This window comes from Pseudomonas sp. NPDC089392, from assembly GCF_044749595.1.
Taxonomy (GTDB): Bacteria; Pseudomonadota; Gammaproteobacteria; order Pseudomonadales; family Pseudomonadaceae; genus Aquipseudomonas.
The window spans coordinates 16,439-40,159 of the sequence record NZ_JBIVIF010000014.1 but is presented as its reverse complement, the minus strand read 5'-3'; the positions used below and the strand labels follow the sequence as shown (position 1 = coordinate 40,159).

Sequence of the window (23,721 nt, the reverse complement as noted above, 5' to 3'; positions counted from 1 at the left end):
CCTGTAGCCTCCCCGAGCGTTTCTGGACTAAGCATGAGAATACTGATCATTGGCCCCAGCTGGGTCGGCGACATGGTGATGGCGCAGACCCTGTTCCAGTGCCTGAAACAGCAGCACCCCGACTGCGTGATCGACGTGCTGGCCCCTGAGTGGAGCCGGCCGATACTTGAGCGCATGCCCGAGGTGCGTCAGGCCCTGAGCTTCCCGCTCGGCCACGGCGCGTTGGAGCTGGCCACGCGGCGGCGCATCGGCAAGTCGCTGGCCGGCCAGTACGACCAGGCCATCCTGCTGCCCAACTCGCTGAAGTCGGCGTTGGTGCCGTTCTTCGCCGGCATCCCCAAACGCACCGGCTGGCGCGGCGAAATGCGCTTCGGCCTGCTCAACGACGTGCGCAAGCTGGACAAGGCTCGCTACCCGCTGATGATCGAGCGCTTCATGGCCCTGGCCTACGCGCCCGGTGCCGAGCTACCGCAGCCGTACCCGCGTCCCAGCCTGCAGATCGAAGCGCAAAGCCGCGAGGCCGCCCTGGCCAAGTTCGGCCTGGAGCTTGACCGCCCGGTGTTGGCACTGTGCCCTGGTGCCGAGTTTGGCGAGGCCAAGCGCTGGCCGGCCGAGCACTATGCCGCCGTGGCCGATGCAATGATCCGCCAGGGCTGGCAGGTATGGTTGTTCGGCTCGAAGAACGATCACCCGGTCGGTGAGCAGATCCGCGACCGGCTGATCCCGGGTTTCCGTGAAGAATCGTCCAACCTGGCCGGGGAGACTTCTCTGGCCGAGGCTATCGACCTGATGTCCTGCGCGCACGCCGTGGTGTCCAACGACTCCGGCCTGATGCATGTGGCCGCCGCGCTGAACCGCCCGTTGGTGGCAGTGTACGGCTCGACCTCGCCAGGCTTCACCCCGCCACTGGCCGAGCAGGTAGAAGTGGTGCGCACCGGTATCGAGTGCAGCCCGTGTTTCGACCGCACCTGCCGTTTCGGCCACTACAACTGCCTGCGCCTTCTGGAGCCGGGCAAAGTCATCGCCGCCCTGCACAGCCTTAGCGGGCCGGATCTGATCGATACCGTGGTAGAGGCCGATTAAGTGCGGGTACTGATCATCAAGACCTCGTCGCTGGGTGATGTGATTCACACCCTGCCGGCGCTCACCGATGCCGCCCACGCCATCCCGGGCATTCGTTTCGACTGGGTGGTGGAAGAAGGCTTCGCTGAAATCCCCAGCTGGCACCCGGCGGTCGACCAGGTTATCCCGGTGGCCATCCGCCGCTGGCGCAAGAACCTTTGGCAAACCATCAAGAGTGGCGAGTGGAAGGCGTTGAAGCAGCGTGTGCGCGAGCACAAGTACGACCTGGTGATCGACGCCCAGGGCCTGGTCAAGTCGGCCTGGCTGACCCGTTTGGTTAAAGCCCCGGTAGCCGGCCTGGACCGCTACTCGGCCCGCGAAGGCCTGGCCAGCCGCTTCTATGACCGGCGCCTGTCGGTTGCGACCGGCCAGCACGCCGTGGAGCGGGTGCGCCAGCTGTTCGCCATGGCCCTGGCCTACGACCTGCCGGAAGGCATCGGCAACTATGGCCTGGACCTTGAGCGCCTGCAGCTGCCGCCGGCCGCGCCGTACGTGGTGTTCCTGCATGGCACCACCTGGGTGACCAAACACTGGCCCGAAGCCTACTGGCGCGAGCTGGCCGAACGCATGGGCCAGCGCAAGCTGGAAGTGCGCCTGCCCTGGGGCAACCAGGCCGAGAAGGAACGGGCCGAGCGCATCGCCCAGGGCTTGAACAACTGCCAGGTGCTCCCCAAATTGAACCTTGCCGGCGTCGCGCGCGTATTGGCGGCGGCAAAAGCCTGTGTGGCAGTCGATACCGGCCTCGGCCACCTGGCGGCGGCACTCGATGTGCCCACCATTTCGCTGTTCGGCCCGACCAACCCGGGCCTTACCGGCGCCTACGGACGGACCCAGATTCACCAGGCCAGTGACTGGCCTTGCGCTCCTTGCCTGCAGAAGAAGTGCACTTATAAACCGAGCGCCGATGACCTGGCCCGGTTCGATCTGAAACGCGAGTGGCCGCTGTGCTTCACTCGCCTGAATCCCGAGCATGTGGCGAGCCGCTTGAGCGCGCTGCTGCTGGCTGAGGATGTCCGTTGATGCAACTGGCTTTCGTGCTTTACAAATATTTCCCCTTCGGCGGGCTGCAGCGCGATTTCATGCGCATTGCCCTGGAGTGCCAGAAGCGGGGCCACCAGATCCGTGTCTACACGCTGATCTGGGAGGGTGACATTCCGCCGGGCTTCGAGGTTCTGGTGGCGCCGGTGAAGGCGATTTTCAACCACCGCCGCAACGAGAAGCTCAGCGCCTGGATGGCGGCCGACCTGGCCAAGCGCCCGGTCGACCGCCTGATCGGCTTCAACAAGATGCCGGGGCTGGACGTGTACTACGCCGCCGACGGCTGCTTCGAGGACAAGGCGCAGACCCTGCGTGGCGGCCTGTACCGTCGCTGGGGCCGCTACCGGCACTTTGCCGAGTACGAGCGCGCGGTGTTCGGCAAGGACGCCCATACCGAAGTGCTGATGATTTCCGAAGTGCAGCAGCCGCTGTTCATCAAGCACTACGGCACCCCCCAAGAGCGCTTCCACCTGCTGCCACCGGGTATTTCCCAGGACCGCCGCGCACCGGCCAACGCCGCCGAAGTCCGCGCCGAGTTCCGCAAGGAATTCAACCTGGGTGATGACGACCTGCTGCTGGTGCAGATTGGCTCGGGCTTCAAGACCAAGGGCGTGGACCGCAGCCTCAAGGCCCTGGCCGCGCTGCCGTCGGCCCTGCGCAAGCGCACGAAGTTGATGGTGATCGGCCAGGACGACCCCAAGGTGTTCCAGTTGCAAAGCGCCACGCTGGGCCTGGGTGACCAGGTGCAGTTCCTCAAGGGCCGCAGCGATATCCCGCGCTTCCTGCTGGGCGCCGACCTGCTGATTCACCCGGCGTACAACGAGAACACCGGCACGGTGCTGCTCGAAGCGCTGGTGGCCGGCTTGCCGGTGCTAGTGTCCAAGGTGTGTGGCTACGCCCATTACATTGCCGAGGCCGACAGCGGCCTGGTGCTGGACGAGCCGTTCGAACAGGAGCAGCTCAACGGCTACCTGCAGCGCATGCTCGAAGACCCGCAGGCCCGTGCCAGCTGGTCGCGCAACGGCCTGGCATTTGCTGAAACCGCCGATCTGTACAGCATGCCGCAACATGCTGCCGACGTGATCCTGGGGCAGAAAACCGCATGAAGCTGATACTGGCCGAACCCTTCAAACGCCTGTGGGCCGGGCGTGATGCCTTCGACGCCGTAGAGGCGCTGCAAGGCGAGGTCTATCGCGAGCTGGAAGGGCGCCGCACGCTGCGTACCGAGGTGGCTGGCGAGGGCTTTTTCGTCAAGATCCACCGCGGCATCGGCTGGGGCGAGATCTTCAAGAACCTGTTTACCGCCAAGCTGCCGGTGCTCGGCGCCGGCCAGGAATGGCAGGCCATCCAGCGCCTGCATGAAGTCGGCGTGCCGACCATGACTGCAGTCGCCTACGGCGAGCGCGGCAGCAACCCGGCCACGCAGCACTCATTCATCATCACCGAAGAACTGGCGCCGACCATCAGCCTGGAAGACTTCAGCATCGACTGGGTCAAACAGCCGCCCGAGCCACGCCTCAAGCGTGCGCTGATTGCCGAAGTGGCGAAGATGACCGGCGGCATGCACCGCGCCGGGGTCAACCACCGTGACTGCTACATCTGCCACTTCCTGCTGCACACCGACCGCCCGGTGACGCCAGAAGACTTCAAACTGTCGGTCATCGACCTGCACCGCGCCCAGACCCGGGCGAAAATCAGCCGCCGCTGGCGCGACAAGGACCTGGCCGCGCTGTACTTCTCGGCGCTGGACATCGGCCTGACCCAACGCGACAAGCTGCGCTTCCTGCGTGGTTACTTCCAGCGCCCGCTGCGCCAGGTGCTGAAGGATGAGGCCGCGCTGCTTGCCTGGCTGGAGCGCAAGGCGCAGAAGCTCTACGATCGCAAGCTACGCTATGGGGATGCACTCTGATGGCGGGTTGGACACTGGCGCCGGGCTATGAACACCTGGCGGCGGACTTCGGCAGCCTCGATGCGGTATTTGCCCTGCAGGGTGAACGCCTGACCCACGACCCGCTCAGCGAAGTGGTGCGCATCAAGCGTGACGAGGTCAATTACTACGTCAAACGCTACACCGGTGCCGGCAAGCACATGCGCCGCTACCTGGGCCGGCCGCGCATCAAGGCCGAGTGGCAGAACCTCAAGCAGTTCGCCAAGTGGGGCATCCCCACTGCCGAAGTGGTGGCCTGGGGGCTGGAGCGCAATGGCCTGGCCTTTGGCCGTGGTGCGATGATCACCCGCGAACTGCCGCGCACCGAAGACCTGTCGGTGCTGGCCGAACGCAACGATGCACGCCTGGCCGACCGCGCCTGGGTCAACCATGTGAGTAGCCAGCTGGCGCACTACACACGGGTCATGCACCAGCACCGCTTTGCCCATAACGACCTGAAGTGGCGCAACCTGCTGGTCGACGACCAGGGCACGCTGTTCTTCATCGACTGCCCCACCGGCGACTTCTGGCGCGGCTTCATGTGGCGACACCGGATGATCAAGGACCTGGCGTGCCTGGACAAAGTGGCCAAATACCACCTGTCGGCCACCCAGCGACTGCGTTTCTACCTGCAATACCGTGGCCGCGACCGGCTGAATGTGCGTGACAAGAAGCGCATTCGCCAGGTGCTGGGCTTTTTCGAGGGAAGGGAATGACCGATTACCTGGCCAGCGCGGACCTCGCGCTGCTCAAACGCCATGGCCTGGACGACTTCGAGGCGCTATGGGCGCTGCAGCTCGATGCCGTGGACGAACCCAACACCGGTCGTGGTGGCTGGAGCAGCGTGTTCCGCCTGGAACTCGAAGGCAAGGGCTATTACCTCAAGCGCCAGTGCGACTACCTCACCCGTACCCTGCATCGGCCGTTCGGCGAGCCCACCTTCGCTCGTGAATTCCGCAACATCAGCCGTTACCAGAAACTGCACATTCCAGCCTTGCAGGCGGTGTTCTATGGCGAGCGCAAGCAGGGCGGCAAACACCGCGCCATCCTGATGACCCGTGCCCTGGACGAGTGGGCCGACCTCGACAGCCTGCTGGCCCAATGGCCACAGCTGGGCGATGCCGAGCGCAATGGCGTCCTGCAGGCCTGCGGCCAGCTGGCGCGCACCCTGCACAGCGCCGGCCAGGTGCACGGCTGCTTCTACCCCAAGCACATCTTCCTGCGCCAACGCCGCGAAGGCTGGGACGCGCAACTGATCGACCTGGAAAAGACCCGGCCATTGCTGTTCGGCATGCGTGACCGCCTCAAGGACCTGGAGCCGCTGCTGCGCCGCGCGCGGGCCTGGAGCGAGGCCGATGTACGCACGCTGCTGGCCACCTACCTAGCGCAGCCGGCTGACGGAACGCTGGTCGATACCTGGCTGCAACGCCTTACGCAACGCCGTCGTGAAAAAGAGGCCCGCTGATGCGCTTGTCTGAATTGAAAGATGCCGGGCGCAGCCCGTCGTTGCCGCTGAGCATCACCCTGGCCGATGCCGCTGGCAGCGCCGACTTGCAACTGCTCAGCCTGCTGCGTGTGCTGCCGGGCCAGCGTTATGTGGGTGCTGGCGTGTGGCGTGGTACCCCGGTGCTGGCCAAGCTGCTGGTTGGGGGTAGCGCGGCGCGGCATTTCCAGCGTGAGCTGCAGGGTGTGAAGCAGCTGGCCGAGCAGGGCCTGACCACGCCGAAGCTGCTGGCCGACGGCCTCAAGGAAGGCGAGGGCGGCTGGCTGCTGTTCGAGTTCCTCGACGGCGCCGAAAGCCTGGCCGATGCCTGGGCGGCAGTGGAGAACCTGCCGGTGCTGGCCGACGAGCAGCACCTGGTGCTGGGCGAAGCGCTGACTGCCGTTGCGCACATGCACGCCCAAGGCCTGTGGCAGGAGGACCTGCACCTGGACAACCTGCTGCGTCATGGCGGCAAGCTGTACCTGATCGATGGCGCCGGCATCAAGGCCGAGACGCCTGGCCAGCAGCTGTCACGCCCGCGCGTGCTAGAAAACCTTGGGGTGTTTTTCGCCCAGTTGCCCAAGCGCCTGGAGCCGTTCATCGAAGAGCTGTTGGTGCACTACCTGCTGGCCAATGCCGAGCATGCACTGCCACTGGAAGCCTTGCAGAAGCAGGTGGACAAGGTGCGCAGTTGGCGGCAGAAGGACTACCTGGAAAAGGCCGGTCGCGAGTGCAGCCTGTTCAGCGTCGAACGCAGCCTTTCGGGCCTGCGGGCGATCCGCCGCAGCGAGGTCGAGGCCATGCTGCCGGTACTGGAGCAGGCTGATGCGTTGATCGACAAGGGCCACCTGTACAAGACCGGTGGTGCTGCCAGTGTGGCGCGCATCGAGGTTGATGGCCGCCAAGTGGTGCTCAAGCGCTACAACATCAAGAACACTGCCCATTGGTTCAAGCGCTTCTGGCGCCCGAGCCGGGCCTGGCATTCGTGGATCGAAGGGCACCGCCTGGAGTTCCTCGACATCGCTACGCCGCGCCCACTGGCGGTGCTGGAGCAGCGGGTGATGGGCCTGCGCAGCCGCGCCTACCTGGTCACCGAATATGTCGATGGCCCGGACCTGACCGCGTGCTTTGCGCCCTACGTGGAAAATGGTGATGCACCTGAAGAACAGGTCGATGCCTTGGTGCATGTCATGCAGCAGCTGATTCGCGAGCGCATCAGCCATGGCGATTTCAAGGGCCACAACCTGTTCTGGGACAACGGCCAGTGGTCGCTGATCGACCTTGACGCCATGTGCCAGCACGCCACCCAGCTCAGCTTCGCCCCGGCCTACGCCCGTGACCGGGCGCGGTTGTTGCGCAACTGGCCGAGCAGCAGTGCCTTGCATCAGCGGCTGGACCGGCTGTTGCCACGGCTTTCGGAGTAATCCGCCGGCAGTGCCAGCCAGTCGCTGCCGCGGCCGGGCTGGCGCACGCGGATGCGCCATTCGCCATCCTGATGGCGCAACACCGCCCAGGCGGGCACTGCGCCAGTCAGACTATCGGACAAGACCAGGTGATAGTGCCCAGTCAGCAGGTGGCGGCGTACCGGTAGCTGATGGTTGCGCAGCTGCAGGTACAGCATGCTGCCGTGGCTGAACAGGTGCTGATCCTTATCATCTACGGCGCTCTGAAGTGGCGTTGCCAGCCGGCACTGCTCAAGCAGTTGCGCGATGTCTGGCAAACCGTCATGCCAGAGCACGGGAGAGTCCACTATCCAGCTGCCATCCAGATTTCGCTTTATCGGCAGCTTAAGGTAGGCATAGGGCTGGTCGGGGTCGGTGGCTCGCCAGCGTGCACCGTCAAAACTGACATTGAAATAGCGACCCAGGTTATCCCGGACGAAGTACTGGGTCAGGCCCGGCGTGGCGGACAGTTGTTCATAGACAGCCTCGCCATGGGCCGAGTCGATCCGGTAGCGCAACCTGGCCAGGTCGGGCGCGGCTTCGTAGTGTTTCGGTAGTGGCACCGGGGGTGGTTTGGGCAGCCCCCGCAACGTCCGGCGCATCAGGCTGGAGCCTGCCATTTCAGTTAGCCCAGCGGTAGCGTGGCCGAGGGCGGCCACGGCATGGTGCAAGGCGCCCGAGTGGTCATCCTGCTCGAATGCGTCGAAGCCGTCCCAGATGGAAATCGCCATGCGGCCGAACGCCAGGGCTACCAATGCCCGTTGCGGCAGCACGAAGGTGACTATGTCCAGTATCAGCCTGAGCACGTTTACCGAGAACTCCCCCAGCAGTTCCTGGTTACTGCGGGTGACAGTATCCGTCTGGGCGATCAGGGCTTTGACTTCTGCGCGGTAAAGCGCGTGATACAGATTGCCGGTGATGGTCTGCCGGGTGATAAGCGCGCCTAGTCGGCCCTTGAGCAAACGTGCCTTGAGCTTTTTCCCGCTGGCCTGCGGCAGACGCTGGACCAGGTAGTCTTGCAGCGCCAGGTCACTGCGGATGGCGCGGATAAGTGCTTTGACATCGCTGTACTCTCGCCAATAGCGCCTGTCGGGAACGTCAGGGCAGTAAACGACTATGCGCTTCGAGCTTTCTGGCGAAATCAGCAGCAAGACGCCCATCAGCGTGTCGCCCTGCACGAGCAGTTGTTGGACCACGACCTGCTGCTCGTTGGCGTGCGGGCGTGCATGGCTGTCGGGGGCGTGGATGAGCGTGCTGGCCCATCCATAACCTTGTTCGAATGTGTCGTTGAGGAAATGGCCGACATAGCGAGCTTTCACGGCTTCGGCATTCAGCCGGGCACGGCTGATCTGCGCATAGGCCGTCTGGCGCCAACGGCCTTCGGGCGAGTCGAGCAGTTGGGTGTGCAGGTAAGCCGAGTAACCGCTGCCGGCATTCAGGCGCCTTACGATCTGCTTTACCCGTAGAGGGGTGAGCGCTGGCAACGGTTGATCACCATAAAGGTAAACACGAGCGGTCAGCCAATAGTCCACATCGAACCAGCTGATGTTCAACAAGGCCAGCTCGTCGAGCCGGTAGGTGTGCTTCACCAGCTCGATGGTGCCACCTACCTGGTGTCGGCTGACTACCGGAACGTAGCCCACGGTACTGCCCAGAGGCAGCGGGTTCAGGATCGGCCCGACCTGACGGGCAAGGGTGACACTGATGGTGATATCACGCGGGTCGCAGTCCAGGCCCGGATCGCGTTGTAGGTACTCGCGCAGGCGCAGGTTCAACCAGCTCAGCAGGGAGTGCCGCTGGGTGAATTGCTCCAGGGTCAGGATGCCGGGGGCGCTGGCTGCTTCGATGGCCAGAATCTGTTCTTGCATGGCCTGCATGATGTGAGCGACGCCTTGCTGCGATGTAGCGCGCAACCAATTGGGCAGGTGCTTTTCAAGCAGCAGGCCGTAGCGGTTGGCAAGGGGGCCACGGCTGCCGACGGCTCTGCGTATGTCCAGCGCCGTGGTCAATACGTCGTCCAGCTGTTCGATATCCCGCTGTTTGCCCTGTTGCCATGCCTTCTGCCAGGCATGGCTCAAGTGCTTGGCCTGGGCATCACGCAGGGTCGAGGCCAGGTATTCAGCCAAGTCCTCGGCATACCAGTCATAACGTAAACGTTCCGAGCGACGAGCGCGTTGCTGGTCATCGGGATCAATCATGAGCTTGAGCAGGTGCTCGCTTTGCTGCGGGTCTTCCAGGCGCTCGCACAGTTCCTGATGAAGATCGGCCAGGCTGTCGAATGCTTCGATCCCGTGAGCAACGCTGCACAGTAGCGCTCGGCCAACCGGCTCTTGGTGTTCGAGCATTTGCCCTTCAGCGCCTTGTTCGGTGAGTACCAGGAAACCCGGCACATGGCTGCGCCAGTTGGGGGCGCTGCTGGTAAGCAACAAGCGATAGACCTGTGGGCGCATGGTGATTGGCAAATGCCGCCGTTGCCAGGCCTGTGGCAGTTCCAGGCACGTTCTGAGTAGTTGGGCATGCGCCGCCGACAGGGTCTGGTCGGTGTGACGCAGGCGGATTTCTGCATCCAGTTGATCACGGTACAGCGATGCCAGGCGAACGGTGCGGGTCAAACCTTTGCTGTCACGCTCCATCCAATAGGCCGCCAGGCGGGCGTGCAGCGCCTGGCGAAGGGTTTTGCAGAAGCTGTCGATACGGTTGTTGAAGTCATGCGGCAAGCTAAGGGCCGGGTAGTCGGCATGCCTTGGCCGGCTACCCGCGAGCAGGCGAAAAGTACCGCCGTCGATCAGATGAAAGCCCACCAGTTGCAATAAGTGATGATTGCCGAAAAACAATGTGCGGGCACTAATGGCAAGCCCCGGGAACAGTTGGGAAAGCGTCAGGTCAAGGCTGTGCTCGACGCCGTGCAGGGGCGGTAGCAGTGCATCAAGCTGGTTATCCAGCGTCTGGAAGTTTGGCGGGATGGTCATGGTCCGGCTCCTGTTGCGGGGCGGACCATGCTGCGCCAAGGCGCCAGGGCAGCTGCGTTAGCCGGCTACCTCAGCGGCGCCACAGGCCGCGTATCGAGAACCACGCGGGTAGGCCCAGGCCTAGCCAGGACAGGCCATCGCACCAGCCGTCACCGAGCAAGGCGGCGAACAGCCCCAGTGCGCTCAGCAGGGCGATCAGCGCAGGCCAGGCGAAAAGGCGCGCAGTGGATTGCGACTTGTGGCTCATGCGCGTGCCTCCCTGGCTTTGCGCTGCTTGCCCCACCACAGGTACAGGCCGCTGCCGAGCACGATGATGGTCAGCACGTCGAGTACTGCCCAGAGGATCTGCATTGGCCGGCCACCGTAGTCACCGAAGTGCAGTGGTTGCGACAGCCCCATGGCGTCCATGTACCAAGGGCGTTCGCCGACCGCAGTCACCTCCAGCGTGCGGGCATCAATCAGCACTGGCGTGAAAAGGTGTGAACTCAGGTGCGTGGCGCCGTTCATGAATACTGCGTAGTGGTGTTCACTGGAGAAGCGCGTGCCGGGGAAGGCGATGAAATCCGGGCGCATGCCGGGTGCAGCTTGCTCGGCGATATCCAGCAGGCGGGTAGCCGGGGCGCGTTCGGTCAGCGGCGGGGCATCACGGTAGGGGGCAACCATGGCGGCCAGGCTGTCATTGCGCCAGGCGGCGATGACCAGGTCGGACAGGGCGCTGATCACGCCGGTTACGCCAACGGTGAGCGCCCAGGCCAGGGTAACCACGCCAATCAGGTTGTGCAGGTCGAGCCAGCGCAGGCGGCGGGATTTGTCGTGGCGCACGGTGCCGAATTCCAGGCGGCGCATGAACGGCGCATAGAGCACGGTACCGGAGACGATCGCGACGATGAACAGTACGCCCATGAAGGCCAGCAGCAATTTGCCGGGCAGGCCGGCGAACATGTCCACGTGCAGGCGCAGCATCAGCATCATGAAGCCGCCGTTGGCTGCCGGCATGGCCACGGCTTCGCCGGTGCGCGCGTCGAGCATGAAGGTGTGCGACAGGTTGGGGTCGGTGCCGGCGGTGGCGGCGGTGATGGCGACCACGCCGTTGGGTTCGTCTTCGTCGTAGCCGAAGTACTGCATGACTTCGCCGGGGCGGTGCTGCTGCGCTTTCAGTACAAGCTGCTGCAGGTCGAGGTGTAGGGTGCCTGCCGGCATTTCACGCAGTTCGGGGGCGTCGCCGAGCAGGTGTTCGAGTTCGTGGTGGAAGATCAGCGGCAGGCCGGTGACTGCCAGCAACAGCAGGAACAGGGTGCAGACCAGGCTGCTCCAGGTGTGGACCACGGACCAGCGGCGGATGGTTGGGCTTTTCATCACGGTACCGTTTTTTGTCTGTTGGAACCTGGGGCTGCTTTGCAGCCCATTCGCAGCGCAAGGCTGCTCCTACAGGGGATCGCGTTCTCATGTAGGAGCAGCCTTGTGCTGCGAATGGGCCGCAAAGCGGCCCCCGCTCACTCAGAACTTATACGTGGCGCTGGCCACGACGCTACGCTCGTCGCCGTAGTAGCAGTAGAACGAGTCACAGGTGGACAGGTAGTCCTTGTTCAGCAAGTTGGTGGCATTGACCGCCACCGACGCGCCTTTCAGGCTGCCGCTCAGGCGACCCAGGTCGTAGTGCACCGACGCATCGAACACCGTGTAGGCCTTGGCCTTGCCCAGGTAAGTGTTGCCTTGGTCGCCATAGGTATTGCCGGTGTAACGTGCGCCCAAGCCAATGCCGAAGCCGTCGAGCACGCCAGAGTGCCAGGTGTAGTCAGTCCATACCGAGGCTTGCTGGTTCGGCATCAGTTGCAGGCGGTTGCCTTTATACAAGCCGTCCTGCACTTCAGATTTGGCCAGGGTGTAAGCGGCAATCACCTTCAGGTTGTCGGTAACGTCGGAAACCGCTTCAAGCTCCAGGCCCTGGACTTTCACTTCGCCGGTCTGGCTGGTTACGGTTACGCCACCTACGTTGTTGGTAACCGAGACGTTTTTCTGGGTCAGGTCATACACGGCTGCCGACAGCAGGGTGTTGGAGCCCGGTGGCTGGTATTTGATGCCCAGTTCCCACTGCTTGCCTTCGGTAGGCTTGAACGACTCGGTTGCAGAAGCGCTGGCATTGCTGGCCGGTTGGAACGACTCGGCATACGACAGGTAGGGCACAAAGCCCGAGTCGAATACGTAGCTGATGGCCGCGTTGCCGCTGAACTTCTTGTCGCGTTGGGTATTGGTGGCATCACCCTGGTTGAGGTACTTGGTACCGGTATGCACCCAGTCTTCACGCCCGCCCAGGGTCAGGCGCCAGTTGCCCAGCGCCATCTGGTCCTGGACATACAGGCCGGTCTGGCGGGATTTCTGGTTGTAGTCGTAGAACGCCGTGGAGCGGTCCGGGCGGGTGATCGATACCCCGTAGACCGGGTTGTTGACGTTACTGTCCGGCACGTTGAAGCCGAAGATCGACAGGTAGTTGGTGTTGATGCGCTGATGGTCCAGGCCCAGCAGCAGTGTGTGGGTAACGTCGCCGGTGGCGAAGTCGGCCTGGAAGTTGTTGTCCACGGCGAACTGGCTGATGTCTTCGTCGGTGTTGGTCGACATGCGGCTGACTGTGCCGTCGTCTTGCACCGGAGGGTTGTCCTGGTTGTAGCTACCGGGCGTGATGGTCTGGAACGCCAGGTCCGACTTGGTATAGCGCAGGTTCTGGCGGAACTGCCACACGTCGTTGATGCGGTGCTCGAAGGCGTAACCCAGCGCGTAGTAGGTGCGGTCGTAGAACTCGTAGTCCGGGTCACCCAGGTTCTTGTGGTGCGAGATCTTGCCGAACGGCATGTCGATCTTGGTACCCTGAATTGGCCTGAACTGGCTGGTGGCACCGGTATCGTCGCGGGTGAACTGGGTCAGCAAGGTCAGCGTAGTGTCCTCGTCGATGTTCCAGGTCAGGCTCGGGGCGATGTTGTAGCGCTTGTCGTCGATGTGGTCGATCTGCGTGCCGCCATCGCGAATTACGCCACTGACGCTGTACAGGAACTGGCCCTGGTCGTCGATCTTGCCGGTGCTGGCGAAGTTGATCTGGCGGTGGTTGTCGCTACCGTACTGCAGTTCGATTTCGTTGGCGCTTTCGGCTTGCGGGCGGCGGCTGACCATGTCCAGCAGGCCGCCAGGCGGGGTCTGGCCATACAGCGAGGAGGCCGGGCCGCGCAGCAAGGCAAGGCGATCGAGGTTCCAGGTTTCGGCTTTCGGGTTGGCGTACACACCGCGTGGCAGCGGCAGGCCATCGAGGAACTGGGTTGGCTCGAAGCCGCGCACGCGCATCCAGTCATACCGGGTGTCGCTGCCGAAACTGGCGGAGACGATGCCCGGCATGTAGCGCACGGCATCATCCAGGCTGTGCACGCCGCGGTCTTTCATCTGCTCGCGGGTAGCGACGGAGATGGAGCGGGGGACTTCGACCAGTGCGGTGTCGGTCTTGGTGCCAGCGGCAGTGCGCTTGGCCAGGTAGCCTTCAACCGGGCCCCAGGCGCTTTCGCTGGCGCTGTCGGCATTCACTGTGGTTTCCGGCAGTGCCAAGGTACCGTCCGGGACCGCCACCAGGCTGTAGCTGCCCACGCTGCTTTGTTGCAACTGCAAACCCGTGCCGCGCAGCGCGGCTTGCAGGGCGCCGAGGCCGTCGTACTGGCCGTTCACCGGGGCCGAGGTGCGGCCGCTGACCAGTGCCGGGTCGATGGCCAGGGCGATACCGGCCTGGCTGGCGATCTGGTTGAGGGTGGTGGCTAGTGGCGCGCTGGGCAGGTTGTAGGCGCGCGGAGCGGATTGCTCGGCGGCGAACAGGGCAGGGCTGGCCAGCGGCGCGGCCACGGCAATGGCCAGGGCCATCAGGCTGGGGCGCAGGATACGATCAACGGCACGGGACATGCGGCGGTTCCTCGACGGATAAGTGCTTACTGCTTCCTTGCCGAGCGAGATTTGAAAAGTGACAGAGCGAATCTGAAAATTGTTGAGAATTATTTGAAGGTGGGTTTTGCCTGTGCCGGCCTATTCGCGGGTGAACCCGCTCCTACAACGGGTGGAGGTCCCTGTAGGAGCGGGTTCACCCGCGAATAGGCCGGCACAGGTTTACTTGGAAGTGACCTTCACCCACCACTGGGTATGCCGCTCGATCTTCACCGGCAAGGCCGGCACCAGCGACGCCAGCGCCAGGTCGGTGTCGGTCAGCGGGAAGCTACCGGTCACGCGCAGGTCGGCGACCTCGGCGTCGACCCCGAGGTAGCCGCTGCGGTACTTGCCCAGCGCGGCCAGCAGGTCGCCCAGGCGTACGTCGTCCACCACCAGCATGCCGCGGGTCCAGGCATCGGCACCGGCCGGCACGGCACCGACCTGGCCTAGGCCGTTGGCGTTCATCAACACCTGCTGGCCTTCGCGCAGCACTTGTTCGTCACCGCTGTTATGCGGCATGGCGGCAACCGAGGCTTGCAGCACTTCCAGGCGCGTACCCTCGGCTTCACGGCGTACCAGGAAACGTGTGCCAAGCGGGCGCAGGCGGCCATCGTCGGTGCGTACCAGCAGTGGGCGAGGGTCCTGGTGGCCGGTTTCGACCGAAATCTCGCCCTGGTGCAGCACGATTACCCGCTGCTCGCCCTGGTAGTCGATGTCCACGGCGGTGTGGGTGTTCAGGCTAAGCAGCGTGCCGTCTTCCAGGCGCAAGGTGCGCAGCTCGCCGGTGGCGGTGCGCTGGTCGGCCAGCCAGTAGCTGGGCGCCAGCGACGGTGCGCCGACCCAGGCCAGCAGCGAACCCAGCAGGAACATGCCGGCCAACCCGCTGCCGGCCTTGCCGATGCGTCGGCGCAGGCTGACACGCGATTGCAGCAGGGCCTGGCGTGCCGGGCCGGCCGCCGCGCTGACGCGCTGGTCCATTGCGCCGAGTTGGCGCCAGGCGCGCGCGTGTTCTTCGCTGGCGGCATGCCAGCGCATGAATTCATTGCGCTCGTCGGGCGTGCCGCTGGCGTCGCCGAGGCTGAGTTTCCAGGCGATGGCAGCTTCCAGCACCCGGGACGAAACCGGCGCGTTGTTCACGTTGGCTCCCCATACAGGGCCACGTAGCACTGGCGCATACCTTGGGCGATGTACTGGCGCACTCGCGAAACCGAAACGCCCAGGTGCTCGGCGATTTCAGCATGGCCCATGCCATCCAGGCGGTTGTGCAGGAAGGCTGCGCGGGCCTTGCTCGACAACTTGCCGAGCAGGCGGTCGATGGCCTTGAGGTCTTCGAGGATCAGGTGCTGCACTTCCGGCGAGGGGTGCTCGGCTTCCGGGACCAGTGCCAGTTCGGCCAGGTAGGCCTGTTCCAGCGCGGCGCGGCGGAAGTGGTCGAACATCAGGCCCTTGGCCACGGCGGCGAGGAAGGCGCGGGGTTCGCGGGGCGTGTCCAGCTGCTCACGGCCGAGCAGGCGCACGAAAGTGTCCTGGCTCAGGTCTTCGGCACGTTGGCGGCAGGCCATGCTGCGTTGCAGCCAGGCAAGCAGCCAGCCGCGATGGTCGCGGTACAGCGCACCGACCAGATCGGCGTGTGGGCTCTGTGCAGAAGACAAGCAGCGTCCCCCCTGGAACGTATGCATTAACTAACGATAATTATTCGCGATTGTTGCAGAGGGGAGGGGGTGGGTGCAATGGACGCTTATCGGATTGCCAGCATTTGGCCTCATCGCGGGAGTGTTTAGCAAACGCGGTCGATGTAGGGGCGGCCTTGTGTCGCGATAGGGCTGCAAAGCAGCCCCGGCGATATTTGCAACGAAGCTGAAAATGTGGGGCCGCTGCGCGCCCCTTTCGCGACACAAGGCCGCTCCTACAGGATCTTCACTCGGGCTGAAAGAGTGTTACAGGCCGTGATTGTGGGCATTGCGCCGCCGCCACCCACGCAACCGCTGTTCCAGCTGCAACGGGCTGTCCAGCTGCTGGCGCCGGGCCTGGCTGAACAGGATCAGCGCCAGTTCGGCGGTTACCTGGGCATCGGCACTGGCATGATGGCGCTCTTCCACCTGCAGGCCAAAGCGCGCCACCCAGTCATCCAGCCCGGCCTCGCGCAGCACCGTGTCGGGGTTGAGCATCGGTGCCAGTTCGGCAACGTCAAGGAACGGCGACTGCAAGCGGTAACCCAGGCTTTCTTTCAGCGCCCGGGCCAGCATGCGCTGGTCGAAGGGGGCATGAAACGCCAGTACCGGGCTGTTACCCATGAAGTCGAGCAAATCGAGCAACGCCTCGGCCGGGTCGCAACCTGCGGCCAAGGCGCTAGGGCCCAGGCCGTGGATCAGCACACTGGCGTTGGTCTTCTGCAAAGGCCTGTGCAAGGTACGTTCGAACTGCTGGGCAAAGTCGATGGCGCCATCTTCGATCGCCACCGCCCCGATCGACAGCACCTGGTCACGGTTGGGGTTCAGGCCGCTGGTTTCCAGGTCCAGCACCACCCAGCGCTGCTCGCGCAGTGTGCACACCCCCAGGGGCGCAGCCTTGGGCTGCTGGGCCAGGCGCTGGCGCTTGGCGTGGTCCAGTTCGGGCGCACTGGGGCGCAGCCAGGCGAACAGGCTCATAACTGGTACCGCAGGGCCAGGCTGCTTTGCAGGCGCTGGGCCTGGCGCAGGGACTCGCGCAGGATGCGCCGGTCCAGGTGGTTGAGGTTGTCTGGGTCGAGCCGGTTGGAAAACGGCAGGTTGTCGCGGGTCTGGCGCTGGTGCTGCTGCATGCGGGTTTGCTGGATGAAGTGGTAGGCCTCTTCATAGGCTGCGCCGTCCAGCGGCTCGATGACGCCCTTGGCCACCAGTTGGCGCAGGCGTTCCAGGGTATTGCAGGCGCCGATGCCATTGGCCAGGGCCAGCAGCCGGGCACCGTCGACGAAGGGTGTCAGGCCCTGGACCTTGAGGTCGAGGGTGGCGGCCTTGTCGTTGCCCTGGCGGGTCAGCACGAACTCGCGCAGGCGCCCTACTGGTGGGCGTTGGCGCAGGGCGTTGTCGGCCATCATGCGCTGGAAGATGCGGTTATTGGCCACCTGTGCCAGCAGGTCCTGGCGCAGCTGCTCGCAGCCTTGCTCGTCGCCCCACACCACCCGCAGGTCGAAGTAGATGCTCGAACCCAGCAGGTTCTCCGGGCTGGCTTCGCGAACAAAGCCGGCAAAGCGCCGCGCCCACTCGCTGCGCGACAGGCACAGCTCGGGGTTGCCGGCCATGACGTTGCCTTTGCACAGGGTAAAGCCGCACTGGGCCAGGCATTGGTTGATGTACTGCGCCAACGGCAGCAGACGGGCGCGGGTGGCTTCAGCTTCGGCGCTGTCGGCGGCTTCGAAGAGGATGCCGTTGTCCTGGTCGGTGTGCAGGGTCTGCTCGCGTCGCCCTTCGCTACCAAAGCACAGCCAGCTGAACGGCACGCCCGGGTCGCCACGTTCGGCCAGCGCCAGTTCGATCACCCGGCACACGGTATGGTCGTTGAGCAGGGTGATGATCTGGGTGATCTGCGTGGACGACGCGCCGTGGGCCAGCATGCGCTCGACCAGTTGGCTGATTTCGCCGCGCAGCGAGACCAGGTTGTCCAGCCGGGGCGCATGGCGAATGGTGCGCGCCAAGTGCACCAGGTCGACCCGTTGCAGGGAGAACAGGTCGCGCTCCGAAACCACGCCGCACAGGCGCTGGTTTTCCACCAGGCACACGTGGGCGATATGCCGTTCGGTCATGGCCATCGCCGCGTCGAAGGCGCTGGCCTGGGGGCTGAGGTAGAACGGATTGGCGGTCATGTGCCGCTCGATGGGCGCGCCCAGGTCGGCATCGGCCGCAGCCACCACCTGGCGCAGGTCACGCAGGGTAAAAATGCCGGTGGGGTAGCGCTGTGGGTCGACCACCACGATGCTGCCGACCTGCTGCTCGTGCATCAGCCGCACGGCGTCGCGCAGTGGGGTGTCGGGGCTGCACACCACCGGGTGGCGCATGGCCAGCTCACCCAAGGGGGTGTTCAGCGAATACTGGGTGCCGAGGGTTTCCACCGCGCGCTGGCGTACCTGCTGGTTGACCTGGTCGAGCAGGCTGCTGACCCCGCGCAGTGCAAAATCCCGAAACACTTCAGACATCGAGAACACGCGGATGAACGCCGCCTTGTTCAGCTGCAGGCAGAAGGTGTCTTCACCGGCCAGGTGCTCGGTGCGGGTGGCGCGCTCGCCCAACAGGGCCGCCAGCGGGAAGCATTCGCCGCTGGTGATTTCGAAGGTGGTCTCGACACCGGGTTTTACCAGGTGCTGGCGCTCGCCGACCACGCGGCCTTGCTTGACGATGTAGAAGTGCTCAACCGGGCCATCGGCGGGTTTGACGATGCTCTCGCCACTGGCATAGAAGCGCAGCTGGCATTGCTCGACCAGAAAGGCCAAGTGGCTGTGCTCCATCTGGTTGAACGGCGGAAAGCGCTGCAGGAACTGCAGCGTGCCCTGGATGTTCTGTAGCACTGCCGTCCTGCCCGCCTGGCTGTAGGCGTCCTTTTTGCTCATGAAACTGACCGTATCGCTATGCCGAACTATATATATCTATATATAGGTGCCGGCCATGTTGTTCTCTGCCTCCATGGTCGGCTTGCGGCGGGGTGGTGCCCATTGGACGTAAGTCTATGAGCGCCCCTGTCAAAGACCCGACGAAAGGCGAAACGGGTTACGCAAGTTCTGCGGTCCTACAGCTGAAGCGGAATTTTTTTGACGAGATGACCATGCCTGAGCACACCGACATCTTGAGCGACGCCGAGCGCGAGGCATTGGCCGTGGTAAGTGCGCCTGTGGCGCTCAAGCCTTTGGTGCTGGTGGTAGATGACAATGCAGTGAACCGCGAGGCGCTGATCCTGTACCTGAAAAGCCGGGGTATCGACTGCGTGGGCGCGGATGGTGCCGAAGAGGCCAGGTTGTACCTGCATTATCAGCAGCGGATCGGTTTGATGATCACGGATCTGCGCATGCAGCCCGAGGATGGCCTGGACATGATCCGCAAGATTCGCGAGTCGGAGCGGGCGGCGTTGTCGATCATCGTGGTGTCGGGTGACACCGATGTGAAAGAGGCGGTGGACGCGATGCACCTGGGGGTGGTGGATTTCCTGCTCAAGCCGGTGGACCTGGGCAAGTTGCTGGAGTTGGTGAAGAAAGAATTGAAGATCGGGTGAGGCGGATAGGGGCTGCTTTGCAGCCCATTCGCGGCACAAGGCCGCTCCTACAAGGGTTTGCGTTCCCCTGTAGGAGCGGCCTTGTGTCGCGATCGGGCCGCAAAGCGGCCCCCGTTCGCAGGTGTTACTTACAACCCGTTACGCGCCTTGAACTCGCGGCGACGGCGGTGCAGTACCGGCTCGGTATAACCGTTCGGCTGCTTGCCACCTTCCACCACCAGCTCCACCGCCGCCTGGAACGCGACGTTGTCGTCGAAGTTCGGCGCCATCGGGCGGTACAGGGCGTCGCCAGCGTTCTGCTGGTCAACCACCACGGCCATGCGCTTGAGGCTTTCCAGCACCTGCTCCTGGCTGACCACGCCATGGCGCAGCCAGTTGGCCAGCAGCTGGGCCGAGATGCGCAGGGTGGCGCGGTCTTCCATCAGGCCGACGTTGTTGATGTCTGGCACCTTCGAGCAACCCACACCCTGGTCGATCCAGCGCACTACATAGCCGAGGATGCCCTGGGCATTGTTGTCCAGTTCGTTGCGGATCTCTTCGGCCGACCAGTTGGTGTCGGCAGCCAGTGGGATGGCCAGGATGTCGTCCACCGAGGCCGGGGTACGCGAGGCCAGTTCACGCTGGCGTGCCTGTACGTCAACCTTGTGGTAGTGCAGGGCGTGCAAGGTGGCGGCAGTTGGCGACGGCACCCAGGCGGTGTTGGCACCGGCCAGCGGGTGGGCGATCTTCTGCTCAAGCATGGCGGCCATCAGGTCCGGCATGGCCCACATGCCCTTGCCGATCTGTGCACGGCCTTGCAGGCCAGTGGCCAGGCCAACGTCGACGTTGTTGTTTTCGTAGGCGCCGATCCATTTCTCGTTCTTCATGGCGCCCTTGCGCACTACGGCGCCGGCTTCCATCGAGGTATGGATTTCATCGCCAGTGCGGTCGAGGAAGCCGGTATTGATGAACGCGACGCGCTCGGCGGCTGCCTTGATGCAGGACTTGAGGTTGACCGTGGTACGGCGCTCCTCGTCCATGATGCCGACCTTGACGGTGTTGCGCGGCATGCCCAGCAGGTCTTCGACCTGGCTGAAGACTTCGGCGGCGAAAGCCACTTCTTCAGGGCCATGCATCTTCGGCTTGACGATGTACACGCTGCCGCTGCGGGTGTTCTTGCGGCTGGTGTTGCCGTTGAGGTTGTGCAGGGCGATCAGGTTGGTGAACAGGCCGTCCTGGATACCTTCCGGGATTTCATTGCCCTGGGCATCGAGCACGGCCGGGTTGGTCATCAGGTGGCCAACGTTGCGCACGAACAGCAGCGAACGGCCATGCAGGGTCACGCTGCCGCCGTTGGGCGCGGCGTACTCGCGGTCCGGGTTCATGGTACGGGTGAAGGTTTTGCCACCCTTGCTAACGCTTTCGGCCAGGTCGCCTTTCATCAGGCCCAGCCAGTTGCGGTAGACGATCACCTTGTCGTCGGCATCGACGGCGGCAACCGAGTCTTCGCAGTCCATGATGGTGGTCAGCGCCGATTCCATCAGGATGTCTTTGACGCCGGCGGCGTCGGTGCTGCCGACCGGGGTGCTGGCATCGACCTGGATTTCGAAGTGCAGGCCGTTGTGTTTCAGCAGCACGGCAGTCGGAGCAGCGGCGTCGCCGTGGAAGCCGATCAGCTGGGCGTCGTCACGCAGGCCGCTGTTGCTACCGCCTTTCAGGGCAACCACCAGCTTGCCGCCTTCGATGCGATAGGCGGTGGAGTCGACATGCGAGCCGGCTGCCAGTGGCGCGGCCTCGTCGAGGAAGGCGCGGGCAAAGGCGATGACCTTGTCGCCACGCAGCTTGTTGTAACCCTGGCCTTTTTCGGCGCCGCCTTCATCGCTGATGGCGTCGGTGCCGTACAGCGCGTCGTACAGCGAACCCCAACGGGCGTTGGCGGCGTTCAGGGCGAAACGGGCGTTCATCACCGGAACAACCAGCTGCGGGCCGGCCATGTGGGCGATTTCTTCGTCCACGTTCTGGGTGGTGGCCTGGAAATCGTCGGCTTGTGGCAGCAGGTAGCCGATTTCCTGGAGGAATGCTTTGTAGGCTATGGCGTCGTGGGCCTGGCCTTTGCGTGCCTGGTGGTAGGCGTCGATCTTGGCTTGCAGCTCGTCGCGCTTGGCGAGCAGGGCTTTGTTCTTTGGAGCGAGGTCATTGATGATCTTCTCTGCACCCGCCCAGAACTGCTCGGCGACGATGCCGGTCCCGGGGATGGCTTCGTTGTTCACGAAGTCGTACAGGACCTTGGCGACCTGAAGGCCACCGACTTGAACGTATCCAGTCATTGCTTGCCTCACTCTGCTCAGCTATTTCGCTCTTCTGTATTAAGCCTGTAGCGCTTCTCTAAACACGGCACCAGTGCATGCTCCCGGGGCTGACCCGAGCGCGGCTGGGTGCGGCCTGCCAGACTGGCTGGCGGGCAGTGTGCGTATTTTCACAGGCGCCTTGGCAGACATCCAAACGACGTTTTGTAGTCCGCGCCACGGGATACTACATGAAGCAGTAGGCGGGGCAAAATCAGACTAAAAGCGCCGTTATGCGACCCGTTGGTCGCGTATGGTCACGCTGGGAGTAGGTATGTTCGCAAAAAACAGGTGGATTGTTCCAGATAAATCTTGAAACAGTACACGATTGGTTGTGCGGAATGCCCTGCGGCAGGTTGCCGCGCCTTGCCTATACTGAGTCGATCCCCCGTTTTTTCTGCCGCCCGGCGCGGTCCGACACGAGGAAGGGCTTGTGGATCATCTTGTACTGACTGTTATTGCCCCTGACAAGGCTGGCCAGGTCGAACGCATTGCCCAGTGCATCGCCGACCACAGTGGCAACTGGCTGGAAAGCCGCATGTCGCGCATGGCCGGGCAGTTTGCCGGCATCCTGCGGGTGGCGGTGCCGGCTGAAAATTACGATGAACTGGTGGCGTCGCTGCAGGGGCTGGCCAGGTATGACATTCGTGTGCTGATTGCCGAAAGCGGCATCGAGCCATCGTGCACCTGGAAGCCGATTGCCATGGAGCTGGTGGGTAATGACCGGCCGGGAATCGTGCGTGACATTACCCGGTTGCTGGCTGAGCTGGGGGTTAACGTCGAGCGGTTTTCCACAGAGGTGCGGCCGGCGCCGATGAGCAGCGAGCCGTTGTTCCATGCTGATGCGTTGCTGGCGTTGCCGTTGACCTTGCCGCTGGATGAGCTGCAGCAGCGGCTGGAAAGCCTGGCGGATGATTTGATGGTGGAGTTGCAGTTGCGGGCGGAGGATTGATTCGAGATTGCCGGGGCCGCTTTGCGGCCCATTCGCAGCGCAAGGCTGCTCCTACAGGGAGAATGCATAACCCTTGTAGGAGCAGCCTTGTGCTGCGAATGGGCTGCAGAGCAGCCCTGCGGTTATCCCGATATCACGGGGAAGGCCTTGTGGATAACCTGGGGGCTCACCTCTCCAGCCCAGGCACTACGTGCCTTACACCGCTTTGCTCAAAAAACACCCAAAAATCAGCAGCTTGTGCACAAAGCACGGGGACGAGGGTGTGGATAACCTTTGGAGATGTCTCTGCAGGCCACGAGCCATAAGGCCTGCAGAGTTTTGATCGTTTTTTGATCAGCTACGCTTGCGCAAATTCCACCAGGCATCGACGCTATAAATTGCCAGACCCGCCCAGATGAACATGAACGCCACCAGGTTGCTCGACGACAAATGTTCATCGAACAGCAGCACCGCCTGCAGCAGCACCAGGGTCGGCGCCAGGTACTGCAGGAAGCCCAGCGTGGTATACGGCAGGTGCCGCGCCGCCGCGTTGAAGCACACCAGCGGCACCAGCGTCACCGGCCCTGCAGCCATCAGCCACAGCGCCTCGCTGCTGGTGTAGAACGTGCCTTGGGCACTCATCGCCGTTGGGTGCAGCAATAGCCAGCCAAGGGCCAGCGGCACCAGCATCCATGTTTCCACCACCAGCCCCGGCAACGCTGCCACCGGCGCCTGCTTGCGGATCAACCCATAGAAACCAAAGCTCAGCGCCAGCACCAGCGACACCCAAGGCAGGCTGCCTACTTGCCACACCTGCTGAGCCACGCCCACGGCGGCCATGGCCACTGCAAGCCATTGCAGGCGGCGCAGGCGCTCGCCAAGAATCAGCATGCCCAGCAGCACATTGATCAACGGGTTGATGTAGTAACCCAGGCTGGCCTCGAGCATGCGGCCGTTGTTCACCGACCACACGTAGGTCAGCCAGTTACCAGCGATCAGCGCCCCGCTCAGGGCCAGGATGCCCAGCCGGCGCGGGTTGTCGCGCAGTTCGCGCCACCAGCCGGGGTGTTTCCACACCAGTAGCAGCAGTGAGCCGAACAGTGCCGACCAGAGCACCCGGTGGACAATGATCTCCACCGCCGGGACGCTCTGGATCGCCTTGAAGTACAGGGGGAACAAGCCCCAGATGATGTAGGCGCTCAGGCCCAGTATGTACCCGCGACGCGGGTTTGCGGCGTGCATGCAGAATCCTTGCTTAGGTAGCTAAATAAAGCGACGCTTATTGTAGACAGAGGC

The 23,721-nt window shown here is 63.6% G+C and carries 19 protein-coding genes; 9 read left to right on the top strand and 10 right to left on the bottom strand.

Features of this window, described 5'->3' with window-relative positions; translation table 11 throughout:
* The first annotated feature begins 33 nt into the window (after positions 1-33).
* From waaF to ACIP1G_RS14355, 7 genes are read left to right on the top strand one after another with little or no spacing between them, the layout of a single operon-like run.
* Positions 34-1,083, top strand: a complete 1,050-nt coding sequence (gene waaF / locus ACIP1G_RS14385; RefSeq protein ID WP_400738002.1) for a lipopolysaccharide heptosyltransferase II — start codon at positions 34-36, stop codon at positions 1,081-1,083.
* Positions 1,084-2,142, top strand: coding sequence for a lipopolysaccharide heptosyltransferase I (gene waaC / locus ACIP1G_RS14380; RefSeq protein ID WP_400737999.1), 1,059 nt, complete (start codon positions 1,084-1,086; stop codon positions 2,140-2,142).
* Complete coding sequence (locus ACIP1G_RS14375; protein ID WP_400737996.1) at positions 2,142-3,266, top strand: glycosyltransferase family 4 protein; 1,125 nt, start codon at positions 2,142-2,144, stop codon at positions 3,264-3,266. Before waaC ends, ACIP1G_RS14375 begins: the two co-directional genes overlap by 1 nt.
* Positions 3,263-4,069 carry a lipopolysaccharide core heptose(I) kinase RfaP gene (rfaP, locus tag ACIP1G_RS14370; protein ID WP_400737994.1) on the top strand — a complete coding sequence of 269 codons (807 nt, stop codon included), beginning with the start codon at positions 3,263-3,265 and terminating at the stop codon, positions 4,067-4,069. The genes ACIP1G_RS14375 and rfaP overlap by 4 nt, the downstream gene beginning before the upstream one ends.
* Positions 4,069-4,803: a lipopolysaccharide kinase InaA family protein gene (locus ACIP1G_RS14365; protein WP_400737991.1), complete on the top strand. Its 735-nt coding sequence runs from the start codon at positions 4,069-4,071 to the stop codon at positions 4,801-4,803. Before rfaP ends, ACIP1G_RS14365 begins: the two co-directional genes overlap by 1 nt.
* Entirely contained in the window at positions 4,800-5,552 is a 753-nt protein-coding gene (locus ACIP1G_RS14360) for a lipopolysaccharide kinase InaA family protein (protein WP_400737988.1), read from the top strand. Before ACIP1G_RS14365 ends, ACIP1G_RS14360 begins: the two co-directional genes overlap by 4 nt.
* A complete protein-coding gene (locus ACIP1G_RS14355; RefSeq protein WP_400737985.1) occupies positions 5,552-6,994 on the top strand; it encodes a lipopolysaccharide kinase InaA family protein in 1,443 nt (480 codons plus the stop codon). Before ACIP1G_RS14360 ends, ACIP1G_RS14355 begins: the two co-directional genes overlap by 1 nt.
* Here ACIP1G_RS14355 and ACIP1G_RS14350 read toward each other — a convergent pair.
* From ACIP1G_RS14350 to ACIP1G_RS14315, 8 genes are all read right to left on the bottom strand, one after another.
* Entirely contained in the window at positions 6,955-9,981 is a 3,027-nt protein-coding gene (locus ACIP1G_RS14350; protein WP_400737983.1) for a hypothetical protein, read from the bottom strand. The two genes, ACIP1G_RS14355 and ACIP1G_RS14350, sit on opposite strands and share 40 nt — an antisense overlap.
* 70 nt (positions 9,982-10,051) lie before the next feature.
* Complete coding sequence (locus ACIP1G_RS14345) at positions 10,052-10,228, bottom strand: hypothetical protein (RefSeq protein WP_400737981.1); 177 nt, start codon at positions 10,226-10,228, stop codon at positions 10,052-10,054.
* A complete protein-coding gene (locus ACIP1G_RS14340) occupies positions 10,225-11,337 on the bottom strand; it encodes a PepSY-associated TM helix domain-containing protein (protein WP_400737979.1) in 1,113 nt (370 codons plus the stop codon). Before ACIP1G_RS14340 ends, ACIP1G_RS14345 begins: the two co-directional genes overlap by 4 nt.
* A gap of 141 nt (positions 11,338-11,478) precedes the next feature.
* Positions 11,479-13,911, bottom strand: coding sequence for a TonB-dependent siderophore receptor (locus ACIP1G_RS14335; protein WP_400737976.1), 2,433 nt, complete (start codon positions 13,909-13,911; stop codon positions 11,479-11,481).
* A gap of 201 nt (positions 13,912-14,112) precedes the next feature.
* Positions 14,113-15,069, bottom strand: a complete 957-nt coding sequence (locus tag ACIP1G_RS14330; protein WP_400737974.1) for a FecR domain-containing protein — start codon at positions 15,067-15,069, stop codon at positions 14,113-14,115.
* On the bottom strand, positions 15,066-15,611 hold the full coding sequence (locus ACIP1G_RS14325; RefSeq protein ID WP_400737971.1) for an RNA polymerase sigma factor: 546 nt from the start codon (positions 15,609-15,611) through the stop codon (positions 15,066-15,068). The genes ACIP1G_RS14330 and ACIP1G_RS14325 overlap by 4 nt, the downstream gene beginning before the upstream one ends.
* Positions 15,612-15,869: 258 nt before the next feature.
* On the bottom strand, positions 15,870-16,580 hold the full coding sequence (locus ACIP1G_RS14320; protein WP_400737968.1) for a PolC-type DNA polymerase III: 711 nt from the start codon (positions 16,578-16,580) through the stop codon (positions 15,870-15,872).
* Entirely contained in the window at positions 16,577-18,514 is a 1,938-nt protein-coding gene (locus ACIP1G_RS14315) for a DUF294 nucleotidyltransferase-like domain-containing protein (RefSeq protein ID WP_400737965.1), read from the bottom strand. The genes ACIP1G_RS14320 and ACIP1G_RS14315 overlap by 4 nt, the downstream gene beginning before the upstream one ends.
* A 116-nt stretch (positions 18,515-18,630) precedes the next feature.
* On the opposite strand from ACIP1G_RS14315, the gene ACIP1G_RS14310 reads away from it, so the two are divergent.
* Positions 18,631-19,170 carry a response regulator gene (locus tag ACIP1G_RS14310; protein WP_400737964.1) on the top strand — a complete coding sequence of 180 codons (540 nt, stop codon included), beginning with the start codon at positions 18,631-18,633 and terminating at the stop codon, positions 19,168-19,170.
* A gap of 128 nt (positions 19,171-19,298) precedes the next feature.
* Here the strand turns inward: ACIP1G_RS14310 and ACIP1G_RS14305 are convergent, their stop codons facing one another.
* Positions 19,299-21,476 carry a malate synthase G gene (locus ACIP1G_RS14305; protein WP_400737962.1) on the bottom strand — a complete coding sequence of 726 codons (2,178 nt, stop codon included), beginning with the start codon at positions 21,474-21,476 and terminating at the stop codon, positions 19,299-19,301.
* A gap of 451 nt (positions 21,477-21,927) precedes the next feature.
* On the opposite strand from ACIP1G_RS14305, the gene ACIP1G_RS14300 reads away from it, so the two are divergent.
* Positions 21,928-22,446, top strand: coding sequence for a glycine cleavage system protein R (locus ACIP1G_RS14300; RefSeq protein WP_400737960.1), 519 nt, complete (start codon positions 21,928-21,930; stop codon positions 22,444-22,446).
* A 333-nt stretch (positions 22,447-22,779) separates the two neighbouring features.
* On the opposite strand, the gene rarD is transcribed toward ACIP1G_RS14300, so the two are convergent.
* On the bottom strand, positions 22,780-23,667 hold the full coding sequence (rarD, locus tag ACIP1G_RS14295; protein WP_400737957.1) for an EamA family transporter RarD: 888 nt from the start codon (positions 23,665-23,667) through the stop codon (positions 22,780-22,782).
* Positions 23,668-23,721 lie beyond the last annotated feature (54 nt).

What these genes read in the sequence shown, in the direction of transcription:
- waaF (WP_400738002.1), top strand. Translation starts at nt 34, where the DNA reads ATGAGAATACTGATCATTGGCCCCAGCTGGGTCGGCGACATGGTGATG.
- ACIP1G_RS14375 (WP_400737996.1), top strand. Translation starts at nt 2,142, where the DNA reads ATGCAACTGGCTTTCGTGCTTTACAAATATTTCCCCTTCGGCGGGCTG.
- rfaP (WP_400737994.1), top strand. Translation starts at nt 3,263, where the DNA reads ATGAAGCTGATACTGGCCGAACCCTTCAAACGCCTGTGGGCCGGGCGT.
- ACIP1G_RS14365 (WP_400737991.1), top strand. Translation starts at nt 4,069, where the DNA reads ATGGCGGGTTGGACACTGGCGCCGGGCTATGAACACCTGGCGGCGGAC.
- ACIP1G_RS14360 (WP_400737988.1), top strand. Translation starts at nt 4,800, where the DNA reads ATGACCGATTACCTGGCCAGCGCGGACCTCGCGCTGCTCAAACGCCAT.
- ACIP1G_RS14355 (WP_400737985.1), top strand. Translation starts at nt 5,552, where the DNA reads ATGCGCTTGTCTGAATTGAAAGATGCCGGGCGCAGCCCGTCGTTGCCG.
- ACIP1G_RS14350 (WP_400737983.1), bottom strand. Translation starts at nt 9,981, where the DNA reads ATGACCATCCCGCCAAACTTCCAGACGCTGGATAACCAGCTTGATGCA.
- ACIP1G_RS14345 (WP_400737981.1), bottom strand. Translation starts at nt 10,228, where the DNA reads ATGAGCCACAAGTCGCAATCCACTGCGCGCCTTTTCGCCTGGCCTGCG.
- ACIP1G_RS14340 (WP_400737979.1), bottom strand. Translation starts at nt 11,337, where the DNA reads ATGAAAAGCCCAACCATCCGCCGCTGGTCCGTGGTCCACACCTGGAGC.
- ACIP1G_RS14335 (WP_400737976.1), bottom strand. Translation starts at nt 13,911, where the DNA reads ATGTCCCGTGCCGTTGATCGTATCCTGCGCCCCAGCCTGATGGCCCTG.
- ACIP1G_RS14325 (WP_400737971.1), bottom strand. Translation starts at nt 15,611, where the DNA reads ATGCATACGTTCCAGGGGGGACGCTGCTTGTCTTCTGCACAGAGCCCA.
- ACIP1G_RS14320 (WP_400737968.1), bottom strand. Translation starts at nt 16,580, where the DNA reads ATGAGCCTGTTCGCCTGGCTGCGCCCCAGTGCGCCCGAACTGGACCAC.
- ACIP1G_RS14315 (WP_400737965.1), bottom strand. Translation starts at nt 18,514, where the DNA reads ATGAGCAAAAAGGACGCCTACAGCCAGGCGGGCAGGACGGCAGTGCTA.
- ACIP1G_RS14310 (WP_400737964.1), top strand. Translation starts at nt 18,631, where the DNA reads ATGAGCGCCCCTGTCAAAGACCCGACGAAAGGCGAAACGGGTTACGCA.
- ACIP1G_RS14305 (WP_400737962.1), bottom strand. Translation starts at nt 21,476, where the DNA reads ATGACTGGATACGTTCAAGTCGGTGGCCTTCAGGTCGCCAAGGTCCTG.
- rarD (WP_400737957.1), bottom strand. Translation starts at nt 23,667, where the DNA reads ATGCACGCCGCAAACCCGCGTCGCGGGTACATACTGGGCCTGAGCGCC.